An 11,530-nucleotide genomic window follows, 5' to 3' on the forward strand; every position below is an offset into this window, starting at 1 on the left:
ATATGCAAGCTGGATTCACCTTGGTGGAGATGTTGGTCGCGCTGACCATTCTTGCCTTGATCAGTGTCATGTCCTGGCGTGGCCTGGATGCGGTTCTGCATGCCGATGAGCAATTGAATGCGCAGGCCACCCAAACCCAGGCTTTATTCAATGCTTTATCCCAGATGGCGCGTGACCTGGAGCAGCATGTCCAGGCAATCCCCGCGCCCCAGGACTCGTCCGGCCCGGTGGCCGTGCTGCCTGCCAGCATACGCTGGCAGGCACAGGGGCAGGGACCGGCGATGTTGTTGATCGAGCGGCGGGCCGATCAGGGCGTGGGCACGCAGCAGATCCAATGGCGTCTGGAGCAGGACAGGCTGCAGCGTGCCGCCGGCCCAGGGGCACAGGCCTATCCTTTGCCGGAGCCGGGGCCTTTATTGGATGTGCTGGAACCGGTCAGCGCCTGGAATCTGCGGATCTGGATTCCGGCCCGGGGCTGGCAAAGCTGGCCCTGGCCGCAAGAGGCGGGCTTGGCAGCCACAGGCATAGAGCTGAGCATTCAACTGGCCGACGAAGAACATCCGTATCGAAAAGTGGTGATGCTGCCATGAGTCGGGCGCATCAAGCCGGGATGGCGGTCATTAATGCTTTGGTTGTGGTCATGGCGGTGTCCTTGGCCACGATGGGTATCGTGCAGCGTCAAAGCGCGCTGGCTGTGCAGTTGGCCAGCGAACGCGATTATCTGCAGGCGCAGTGGTTGCTGCGCGGCGCATTGGACTGGGGCGTGCTGGTGTTGACGCTGGATGCACAGCGTTCGTCCGTGACGCAGGCTAAGGGCTTGTGGGCACAGCCACTGCAAGAGCTGAAGGTGGAGACACCGGACAAGTCCCGCGCGGCCTACTTTTCGGGCCGTATCGAAGATGAACAGGGCAAGTACAACCTGGCGGCTCTGGCGCGCGAAGGGCGGATTCAAGCGACGGCTGTACAGCGCCTGGAACAGTTGCTGCGCAGTGTGCGGCAGCCCGAAGAACTGGCCCAGCAGATGGCCCGACAACTGGCGCTCGCGCAGCGCAATCAGGGGCCCTGGCCACGACATCTTGGTGATTTCCTGTCGGCCGACCCGGCGATGGCCATGCGGCTTGTGCCGTATCTGAGCTTTTTGCCACTGGCCCAGGCGGTGAATGTGAATACGGCCAGCGCGCCGGTCCTGGCAGCGGTGCAGCCTGAAGTCAGCCAGGCCGAGTGGCTGGGGGTGCTGGCTCAGCGTGATCGCGGTCAATGGTTCCGTGACATGGCTGATGTCCAGGCCCGTCTGCATCGTCCGCAGCCACTGGAAGGTGCGCCGCTGGCGGTGCGCAGTGAATGGTTTTTACTAAGTGGCGAGCTGCGGCTTGACCATAGCCGGGTGGCGACACAGGCCCTGATACACAGAGCCGCCGATCGCAGCCGGATTGTCTGGATTCGCTGATTGATGAAGAAAGTATTACGTCTCTACCTGGACTCGCCCCTGAGCTTGTCGGGAAGCCAGCCCTTGGATTTTGTGTTGCGGGATCGGCGTGGACAGGTGCTGCGGCGCGGCTGCGCGGCATTGGCGGATTTACAGGCTCAACGACTGAGCCGCGCGATCGAACTGGTCCTGCCGCCCGGCATGGCAACGGTAACGCAGGTGCGCATACCGGCTGTCAGCGCCGCTCGCCGCAGCGCAGTGATCAACAGCGCTGTCGAGCCTTTGTGTCTGAGTCCTTTGGAGCAGGTCTGGGTGGGGAGCGGAGCACGGCAGGAGTCGGGCCTGACCGAGGTGGCATGGGCTGAACGAGTGTCGCTGCAGGCGTTGAGCCAGCAGGCCAGTCAGGCCGGCCTTGGTTTGAGTGCCGTACTGCCCTGGTCCGATCAGCATAAGCAAGAGCGCAGCGGGCAGGGCGATCACGTGACCTTGTCCGCCTGTTCTTTGCTGATGCCGCAGATGTCGGCGCAGGCTGGACAGGCGGCGGTTGTGAAGCTGGCTTTGTGGGGACTGGCTGCCGTACTGGCCTGGGCACTGGTCTGGCAGCACCAGGCCCGCAGCTTGCGCCAGCAAGTGCGGCAGATACAGACAGAGATGGAACAGTCATTGCGCCAGGCCATGCCGCAGTTGCCGGTTGTGGTTGCGCCGCTGGTTCAGGCGCGTCAGCACCGTGATTCTTTGCTGGTGGCTCAGGCCGCACCGCAAAGTGAATTGAATCAATTGCTGACCCATACAGCCGCCCAGTGGCCCACTTTGGAAGGGCGGGTTCGGGCTATTCGTTTCGAGCATGGCGAATTGAATGTGGCGCTGTCGGCCGACATGCAGCTGGAGACGCCGGGAGCCGATTCCGTGCTGGAGATCCTGTCTGCTGATGCGCCGCGCCAGTTGCGGGTGACGCTGGCTAAAGCGGGGCAGGCAGGGGGGCAGCCATGAAGTGGAGCAAAAAAGACTGGCCGGCCTTGCGACTGGCGCAGGACAAGACGGCGCTGTTTGCCCAGCGTTGGCGGCAAGTCAGCCGCCGCGATCAAAGGGCCTTGCTGGCACTGCTGGGGGCCGTGTTGGTCTTGGTTTTGTGGATCGGCTTGTTGCGGCCGGCGTGGCGCGATATGGCCCAGGCGCGCGAGACGTTGCCGCGTCTGCAGTATGAGCAGGCCCAGTTGAAGGCGGTCCTGAGTCAGATACGTTTGCTGGAGCAACAGGCCGGGCAAGCGCCGCTGGAGCAGGGGCGCGTCTCTGCGCTGGAGAGCAGTGTGCAGGCATTGGGGGGGCAGTGTCGCCTGGATGTGCTTGATGAATCCGCGCCCAGCGTGCATTGCCGATCGGCACCGGCAGGCGCATTGATGGACTGGTTGCTGCAGTATCCCAACTTGCTGGGTATGCAGGTGCAAAGTCTGTCGTTGAGTCGCTCCGTAGTGGATAGCCGCGAACGTCCCGGCTTGCTGGACGGGCTTATCCAGTTACATGCAGAGGACGCGCCATGAAAAAAACGATGCGGATTTTGGGCATGACAGTTGCGCTTGTGTTGGGGCTGTTGCTGTTGATTCCTTTCTTGTCGGCGCGCCTGTTGCTGGCCTGGCTGCCGCAGCAGGAGCCGCTGCGGCTGGTCAGTGCGCATGGCAGCCTGGCCAGTGGGCAGGGTTTGGTCAGTGTCGGCTCGGGCCTGCTGGCCAGGACGGTGCCAGGGTCTTTGCACTGGCGCTGGCGGCTGACGCCTTGGCCGCAACTGGAGCTGACACATCCTTGGCTGGAGCAGCCTGCGCAGTTGCGGGCCGGGCCGCAGGGCTGGGTGGTGTCGGGGCAGACGCTGCGTTTGCCGGCCGCTGTGCTGGGACGCTTGCATCCCTTGTTGCAGACCGTGCAGCCGCTGGGCGAGCTAAGCCTGCGCTGGCCGACACAAACATTGGCTGCCACGGCTGGTGCAGCGCCTGTCCTGGAAGTGGACTGGCGCGGCGCGCGGTCGGCTCTGGCGGGCGAGGCTGAAATGGGCCATTACCAGATTACGGTCAGTCGTCAGAAAAGCGGCCTGCAGTTCGCCTTGCGCACGGTGTCCGGCGATCTGACGCTGTCCGGGCAGGGGCAATGGCAGCGGGGACAGCTACAACTGGACGGCAAGGCTAAGGCGGCCCGTGCCGACGATACGCGTTTCATGGATTTGTTGGCGGCCTTGGGGCCGCAACGCCAGGGGGTGACCCACTGGCGGATTGCTACAACGACTACGACACAGGAATAAGTAGAGTTAATCATGACAATTTTGTCTTTGCGCCCTTCTGGCGCGCGTCCACGCTTTGCATTGAGTCTGGGTGCCTTGCTGCTGCTGGGGGCGTGCGCCACCACGGATTCGGGTCGCCAATCCGCGCCGGACCCATCCACCTTGTTTGCGTCGGTCAGCAAGGAGCCGGTCAGGCAGGCTGTGGAGGACCCTCGGTTCAATGCGTCGGCGCAGTCGGCCGGTCCGGTTAACCGCCGTCCGGCCCAGCGCGTGGGCGCGCGGGCGGCGCACATCGATGTGCCGGATGATGCCGAGTTTCCGCAGGGCGAGGACATTACCCTGAACTTTGTGGGCGCTGAGCTGGACAGTGTGGTGGCTGCCCTGGCGCGGTTTACGCAGCAAAATTTTATTGTGGACCCGCGCGTGAAGGGGCAACTAACGCTGGTGTCTGAAGTGCCGGTGGATGCCCGCACGGCTTACGGGATGTTGCTGTCGGCGCTGCGCATGCAAGGTTTCGCGGTATTGCGTACCGGCAAGGTCAGTCGGGTCGTGCCAGAGGCAGAGGCGCGTCAGCAGGGCGGCGCAGTGCGAGGCGGCAGTACCGCCAGCGGCAGCGGCGAACTGGAGACGCGTGTTTTTTCCTTGCGTTACGAGAACGCGACCGCGTTGGTGCCGGTGCTGCGTCCCATGATTGCGCCCAATAACCCCATCAACGCGTATCCAGCCAACAATACCTTGGTGGTTACTGACTATGGCGACAATCTGGATCGGATCGCGCAGGTCATTGCCGGCATTGACACTCCTGCCGGGTTGAATACAGACATCATTCCTATCGATTACGGGGTGGCTCTGGATGTGGCCGCCTTGGCCTCGCAAATGCTGGATACGCCCGGCAATGATGTGGCTCAGCGCATTACCGTGGTGGCCGATCCGCGCAGCAATTCCGTACTGGTGCGGGCAGGCAGTCCGGCCCGCCTGGATCTGGCTCGCGATCTGATCCGGCGTATCGACAGCCCGGAAAGCCGCAAAGGCAATTTGCATGTGGTGTACCTGCGTAATGCGCAGGCCGTGCAACTGGCCGACGTGTTGCGCGCCGCCTTGACCGGACAGTCCGGTACATCGAGCCAGGGCAGCGGTGCGCCGTCGGCTCCGGCATCGCCCGCCAAGGATGCCGGCAAAGCCATGTCGGTTCCGGTGGCGACTCAGACAGCGGCCACCGAGCCTGCCGGCTTGAGCACGCCTACCGCCGGCGGCACGGTTGCCTTCAGCGCGGGCGGGGCAACGGTGCAGGCCGATCCGTCCACCAATACGCTGATCATTTCCGCACCGGACCCGGTCTACCGCAGTCTGCGCGAAGTGATCGACCAGTTGGACCAGCGACGCGCCCAGGTCTTGGTCGAGAGTCTGATCGTAGAGGTCAATGCCGAGAATGCGGCCGAATTCGGCATACAGTGGATGACCGGCGGCGGCCATATTGCCGACGGCGGCTCGGGGTTTGTCGGCGGGGCCAATCTGGGTGGCACCGGTCTGAATCCCAAGGCCATGACTACGGTGGACTCGCTGGCAGCGGGTTTGAGCCTGGGCGTGGTCAAGGGGACGGTCAATGTGCTGGGCCAGCAGATCGTCAATCTGGGGCTGCTGGCGCGTGCCTTGCAGCGTCAGGGCGGCATCAATATTCTGTCTACCCCGAACCTGATGACCTTGGATAACGAAGAAGCCAGCATCATGGTCGGGCGCACCGTGCCGTTTGTAACCGGCCAGTACACCACTTCGGGCGATGGCGCGAGCAATCCGTTCCAGACCATAGAGCGGGAAGATGTGGGCCTGACCCTGAAAGTGCGTCCGCAGATATCCGAAGGCGGGACGGTCAAGCTGGCGCTGTATCAGGAGGTCAGCAGCATAGACACGACCATGTCGGTCGGCAATACCCCGGTGACTCGCAAGCGCGCCTTGAGCACCAATGTACTGGTCGACGACGGTCAGATCATTGTGCTGGGCGGTTTGCTGGAGGATGCCATCGAAGACGGCACGCAGTCGGTGCCGCTGCTGGGCGATATGCCGCTGATCGGCAATCTGTTCAAGTATGAAAAGCGCAAGCGCAGCAAGACCAATCTGATGGTGTTTCTGCGCCCGCACATTGTGCGCAATGCCCAGGACAGCCAGAGCCTGTCGCTGGATCGCTATAACTATATGCGTGCCGTTCAGGCTGATTTGCCTGACCGCTCGACCTGGTTCAACTCCGAGGCCGGTCACGTCGTGCTGCCCCAGGTGCCGGGCAAGGGCGGGGCAGGAACGATGGATTTGCGAGAGTCCTTATGAACCGGCTGCCGTACTCCTGGGCCCGGCAGCAGCGCGCGGTGCTGATGCGTCAGGACGGCGTATGGCGTATTGCGGTCAGCGAACGCACGCCCGATTGGGCGCGGACCGAACTGCGTCGGCGCTATCCCGAGCTGGACGAGCAGCCGGTTCCTGACCTGGAGCTGGATACCTTGATCGATGCCAGCTATGCGCAAGGGGACGATGCGGCCAGTGTGGTGGATGCGGCCGGCAGCGAAGTGGATCTGGACCGCTTGATGCAGGAACTGCCGGAGGTGACCGATCTGCTGGAAAATCAGGACGATGCGCCGGTGATCCGCATGATCAATGCTTTGTTTACCCAGGCCGTGCGCGACGGGGCCAGCGATATTCATCTGGAGCCGTACGAGACGCATTCGGTGGTGCGTTACCGGGTGGATGGACGTCTGCGCGACATCGTCAGCCCACGCCGCGCCTTGCATGGCGCGCTGGTCTCGCGCATCAAGATCATGGCCAGTCTGGATATCGCGGAAAAGCGTTTGCCGCAGGATGGCCGCATCGCCTTGAAGGTGGGTGGACGCGCTCTGGATCTGCGTGTATCTGTGCTGCCCACCGGGCATGGAGAACGGGCCGTGATGCGCTTGCTGGACAAGTCGGCCGGACGACTGGAACTGGAGCGCCTGGGCATGGACCCGGATATTCTGGCGCAATTGGATGCGCTGATCCAGCAGCCACACGGCATTGTGCTGGTGACCGGCCCGACCGGCAGCGGCAAGACCACGACTTTATATGCAGCCTTGGGCCGGGTGGATACGGCACGCAGCAATGTGTTGACGGTCGAGGACCCGATTGAATATGACTTGCCGGGTGTGGGGCAGACGCAAGTGAACCCGCGCATCGAGTTGACGTTCTCGCGCGCCTTGCGCGCCATCCTGCGCCAGGACCCGGACATCATCATGATCGGAGAAATCCGCGACCTGGAAACAGCGCAGATCGCCGTGCAGGCCTCGCTGACCGGTCATCTGGTGTTGGCGACGCTGCATACCAATGATGCGGTATCGGCTGCGACCCGTCTGGTGGATATGGGGGTGGAGCCGTTTTTGCTGGCTTCTACCTTGCGCGGCGTGCTGGCGCAGCGTCTGATCCGTAAATTGTGCCTGCATTGCCGTGAGCCCAAGCCCGATGGATTATTCGGTGCCCGAGAGGGGGGCTGTGACCATTGCGGCCATACTGGCTATCAGGGGCGCACGGGCATACACGAACTGTATCGCGTGGACGAACGCGCCCAACAGTTACTGGCCGAGGCCGGTAACGAACATGTTTTGCGTCAGGCCGCCCGCGAAGCCGGGATGCGCAATCTGCGCGAGGATGCCCAGCGCTGGGTCTTGCAGGGCCTGAGCACACCCGAAGAAGTGCTGCGCGTAACGCGCGAACTGTAAAAGCGCGGGAGACGAGCAATATGGGTACGTATCAGTATGAGGCGGTCGATCAGACCGGGCGCAGCGAGCGCGGCGTGCTGGAGGCCGACAGTGAACGTCTGGCGCGTCAGCAATTGATGGCGCGGGGCTTGTTGACGGTCTCGTTGAAGGCTGGGCGGTCGCGGGCAGCAGCCCGGGCGCGCAGTGTGGGACTGCGTCGCAGCGAACTGTCCTGGCTGACGCGGCAACTAGCCAGTCTGGTGGCGGCCGGCTTGTCGCTGGAAGCCAGCCTGGGCGTGGTCATGGAACAGGCCTCGCGCCGGCCGGTGGCACAACTGCTGGCCGATCTGCGGGCCGACATCCGGGCCGGTCAAGGCCTAAGTGATGCGCTATCCAATCATCCACGCGATTTTCCCGATATCTACCAGGCGCTGGTGCGGGCCGGCGAACAGTCCGGCGAACTGGAGCAGGTGCTCGATCGCCTGGCGAGCTTTATTGAAGACAGCGGAGCCTTGCGCGGCAAGGTCTTGACCGCCTTCATCTACCCGGCCATTGTCAGTTTGATTTCGGCGGCCATGGTGGTGTTTTTGTTGAGCTATGTCGTTCCGCAAGTGGTGGGTGCCTTTACCCAGGCCAAGCAGCAATTGCCGCTGTTGACCCGTGTCATGATTGCAGCCAGCGATGCGGTGCGCCAGTGGGGTGGCGTAGCCCTGCTGATGCTGCTGGGGGCAGGCGGTGGGGCGGCGTTGCTGTTAAAAAAGCCGGCTGTGCGTCTGGCTTTGCATCGTCGGTTATTGCGCGTGCCCGTATTGGGCGGCTATCTGCTGGGGGTGGATACGGCACGCTTTGCCGCGACGCTGGCCATTCTGGTCGGCAGCAATGTGGCTTTGTTGACGGCCCTGGAAGCGGCCGGTCGCACCTTATCGAACTTGGCTTTGCGCGATGCCGTGGCCGAAGCGGCGGCACGCGTGCGCGAGGGTCTGCCCCTGGCCGCTGCCCTGCAGCGCAGCGGCTTGTTTCCGCCTCTGCTGGTTCAGTTGATCGCCAGCGGCGAGAAAACCGGCGAGCTGGCTCCTATGCTGGATCGCGCCGCCACGACTTTGTCGGCAGAGCTGGAGCGTCGCGCCCTGACCCTGACGGCCTTGCTAGAACCCTTGATGATTTTGCTGATGGGGGGGCTGGTGCTGATGATTGTGCTGGCCGTCATGTTGCCCATCATCGAGATGAATCAGCTGGTTCAGTAAGACCGTGTGCGCGCCGGTGCTCTGGTCGGGGCGCATGGCAGACCCTTTGTACGGCGTACGCGGACGCCTTGCCGTTTGGGCCAAGTAGAGAGAACCTCGGGTTCTCGTCAGGCCGACCCTAGCAGGCCGGCTTGGCTGGGGCCTTCGCCCGCGCTATGCGCGGGTTCCCTGGTCAGGATACTGGAGCGGGCGGGGCGTGAACTCGCAGGGTGATTCGTCCACCGGACGAATCACCCGCGTCCTGCTCGAACAGCACGCCCCTTGCCTCCCGCTCCAGCATCCCGCCTGCGGCGAAGGCCCTGACTCGCCCGCCGGCCTGTTAGGGTCGGCCTGGCGAGAACAGCACCGCTGTGCTTGGCCCAAACGGCCCAAGCAATACGAAGCAATCCCCGGTATTGAGCGAAGAATCAAAAAAAATCCCCGAAGGCAAGGTGGGCTTGCACTTCGGGGACGGTCCGCGCAAGGCACGGACCGGGAACAGACTTGAGTATTACAGCTGGGCGGGAATGCCCAGGGCCGGATCGCTGACACCGTGCTTGCCCGACTCTACGCGACCGGCGAAGCGGCGGTAGTAGCTGGGGTCGCTGTTGCTGCGCACCACAAAGTCGTACCAGTGGCCGCTGGAGGACAGGGTCCAGGACTGTTTGGCTTGTTTGCCGCCTTCAACCGTGATCTCCCAAGGACCGTCCTCGCGGTAGGCCATGGATTGGATCGTGAAGGTGCAGGCCGATTTGCCGCCGTTCATCAGCTCCAGGTAGACATCGCCCTGAGTCACTTCGTAGCAGACACGGATCTCGGGACGAGCGTTCTCGGCTTTCTCGAGGACGCTGACATCGCCACGGAAATGACGGTGAAAACCGTTCGGACCCAGAACCCACAGGTCATAGTGGCCCAGGTTATCCGCCTGCGCGTCCCATATATCGTCCAGGATCTGGCCGGGTTCGACCATGTAGCGGCGTGGGATGCGGTCCAGGTTCAGCTTGTCGTAGACGTGGAACACAGCGGCGGCTTTGCCGGTGTTGGAGAACAGCAACTGCACACCCTTGCTGCTGTCGCAGCGTGCGCTGACATGCAGTTCATACGGCAGGGCACGCGATGGGCGCACGCCGGTCTGCTGCATAGGGATGCGCTGATTGTCCGTCGGAATCGGAACTTGGGGCAGACGGCCTTGATCGTTGCGGATGGTGTCCGCTTCCTGACGGTTCAGACGGCCCTTTAGGGTGGGCAACGGTTCGTTATTGGGGCTGGCAAAGTTGAAGGCGGTGGTCAGGTCGCCGCAGACCGCACGGCGATAGGCGCTGATATTGGGCTCCATCACGCCAAAGCGCTGTTCCATGAAGCGAATGACGGAGGTGTGGTCGAACACTTGCGAGTTGACCCAGCCGCCACGGCTCCAGGGGGAAATGACGTACATGGGCACGCGCACGCCGGGGCCAAAGACCTTGCCGTCGCGAGGTGGCTGACCAGACAGGCCTTGAGGGCTGGGGTAGTTGTAGTACTCGAAGGCGATCTGCTCGTCGGTCAGCGTGGTTTTGCCGGCCGGTTTGCCGTCGGCATCAATGGAAGGTGCCGAGGGCGAGGGGACGTGATCGAAGAAACCGTCGTTCTCGTCAAAGTTCACTAGCAGAACGGTCTTGCTCCAGACTTCGGGGTTGGCGGTCAGTGCGTCCAGCAGCTCCTGTGTGTACCATGCGCCTTGTACCGGGCTGGATGGGCCGGGGTGCTCGGAGTAGGCGGCTGGTGCCACGATCCAAGAGATCTGGGGCAAATTGCCTTCCTGAACATCTTTGCGGAATTGTTCAAAGAAGCCACCGTCCGGCATGGTGTTGGCAATCCCTTTGTACAGCGGATTGCCTTCATTGTCGGCCGGGTCATAAGGGGTATTGGTCGGTTTGCCCGACTGTTCATTGGCGCGGCGGTATTGCTTGAAGCCGGCCAGCGAGTTGTCGGTGAAGTTGTCGGGCAGATTTTGGTAGACCTTCCAGCTGATGCCGGCTTCTTCCAGGCGTTCGGGGTAGGTTTTCCATTCGTAGCCCAGCGCCGAGCTGTTCAGGCTGTCCCAGGCGTTGTTGACGGTGCACTCGCCCGAGCCGGTCGGCCCGTTGGTGCCCGTCCACAGGAACATGCGGTTCGAGTTGGTGCCTGTATGCATGGAGCAGTGGTAGGCATCGCACAGCGTAAAGGCGTTGGCCATGGCGAACTGGAACGGCAGTTCCGCTTCGCGGTAAAAACCCATCGAGTGTTTATTCTTGTACTTGGGCCAGAAGGACATGCGGCCGTGGTCCCAGGCATTTTGTCCGTCGACCCAGGCGTGGGGCGTGCCGTTGACGCGCTGTGCATTGCCCTTGGTGCTGTCCAGGTGGTAGGGCAGCACGGCTTCAGTCGTGCTGACGTTTTGTTCCCAGACATTGCGGCCATTGGCCAGCGGAATGGTGAAACGGTCGCCAAAGCCGCGCACGCCTTTCAGGGTGCCGAAGTAATGGTCGAAAGAGCGGTTTTCTTGCATCAGGACCACGATGTGCTCGACGTCCTTGATGGTTCCGGTCTTGTTGTTGGCAGGAATGGCCAATGCTTTGCGGATACTGGGCGGGAAGGCGGCCAGGGAACCGGCGGCCAGGCCGGCACCGGTCACATTGCGTAGGAAATTGCGGCGTGAAGTCATTGTTGCAAGTCTCGTAGTCCGATCAAGGGGCGCATTTCAGCTGCTTGGGGGTTTCGGGAGTGGTTGGCGTTTCGGGGTCAACGGGGCGGTCGGGGCTGGTTGCTCCGGCTCCGGACGAGCCACCGCTGTCGCAGGCGGCCAGCAGGCCGCACAGCAAAGCCAGGGCAGCGGCGCGCTTGAGGCGACCGAAGGCGGCGGAATGGATGCTTGGATTCATAA

The 11,530-nt window shown here is 62.7% G+C and carries 10 protein-coding genes; 8 read left to right on the plus strand and 2 right to left on the minus strand.

Annotated elements, in window-relative coordinates; translation table 11 throughout:
• Positions 1-2: 2 nt before the first annotated feature.
• Genes AADW57_RS04940 through gspF form a run of 8 tightly spaced genes read left to right on the plus strand, consistent with a single transcriptional unit; the run spans position 3 to position 8,649 of the window.
• Complete coding sequence (locus AADW57_RS04940) at positions 3-590, plus strand: PulJ/GspJ family protein (RefSeq protein WP_341668942.1); 588 nt, start codon at positions 3-5, stop codon at positions 588-590.
• Entirely contained in the window at positions 587-1,447 is an 861-nt protein-coding gene (gene gspK, locus AADW57_RS04945) for a type II secretion system minor pseudopilin GspK (RefSeq protein WP_341668943.1), read from the plus strand. Before AADW57_RS04940 ends, gspK begins: the two co-directional genes overlap by 4 nt.
• A 3-nt stretch (positions 1,448-1,450) precedes the next feature.
• Positions 1,451-2,416 carry a GspL/Epsl periplasmic domain-containing protein gene (locus AADW57_RS04950; protein ID WP_341668944.1) on the plus strand — a complete coding sequence of 322 codons (966 nt, stop codon included), beginning with the start codon at positions 1,451-1,453 and terminating at the stop codon, positions 2,414-2,416.
• Positions 2,413-2,964 carry a type II secretion system protein GspM gene (gene gspM, locus AADW57_RS04955; RefSeq protein WP_341668946.1) on the plus strand — a complete coding sequence of 184 codons (552 nt, stop codon included), beginning with the start codon at positions 2,413-2,415 and terminating at the stop codon, positions 2,962-2,964. The genes AADW57_RS04950 and gspM overlap by 4 nt, the downstream gene beginning before the upstream one ends.
• 23 nt (positions 2,965-2,987) lie before the next feature.
• Positions 2,988-3,713, plus strand: a complete 726-nt coding sequence (gspN, locus tag AADW57_RS04960; RefSeq protein WP_341668948.1) for a type II secretion system protein N — start codon at positions 2,988-2,990, stop codon at positions 3,711-3,713.
• Positions 3,714-3,725: 12 nt separating this feature from the next.
• On the plus strand, positions 3,726-6,011 hold the full coding sequence (gspD, locus tag AADW57_RS04965) for a type II secretion system secretin GspD (protein ID WP_341668949.1): 2,286 nt from the start codon (positions 3,726-3,728) through the stop codon (positions 6,009-6,011).
• Positions 6,008-7,426 carry a type II secretion system ATPase GspE gene (gspE, locus tag AADW57_RS04970; protein WP_341668951.1) on the plus strand — a complete coding sequence of 473 codons (1,419 nt, stop codon included), beginning with the start codon at positions 6,008-6,010 and terminating at the stop codon, positions 7,424-7,426. Before gspD ends, gspE begins: the two co-directional genes overlap by 4 nt.
• Positions 7,427-7,446: 20 nt before the next feature.
• Positions 7,447-8,649, plus strand: a complete 1,203-nt coding sequence (gene gspF / locus AADW57_RS04975; protein WP_341668953.1) for a type II secretion system inner membrane protein GspF — start codon at positions 7,447-7,449, stop codon at positions 8,647-8,649.
• Positions 8,650-9,139: 490 nt separating this feature from the next.
• Here the strand turns inward: gspF and AADW57_RS04980 are convergent, their stop codons facing one another.
• Together AADW57_RS04980 and AADW57_RS04985 are read right to left on the minus strand one after the other, a co-directional pair.
• Positions 9,140-11,311, minus strand: coding sequence for a phosphocholine-specific phospholipase C (locus AADW57_RS04980; RefSeq protein ID WP_341668955.1), 2,172 nt, complete (start codon positions 11,309-11,311; stop codon positions 9,140-9,142).
• A 22-nt stretch (positions 11,312-11,333) separates the two neighbouring features.
• On the minus strand, positions 11,334-11,528 hold the full coding sequence (locus tag AADW57_RS04985) for a hypothetical protein (RefSeq protein WP_341668956.1): 195 nt from the start codon (positions 11,526-11,528) through the stop codon (positions 11,334-11,336).
• Between the last annotated feature and the right edge of the window lie 2 nt (positions 11,529-11,530).

This window comes from Alcaligenes sp. SDU_A2, assembly GCF_038237375.1.
Lineage (GTDB): Bacteria > Pseudomonadota > Gammaproteobacteria > Burkholderiales > Burkholderiaceae_B > Alcaligenes.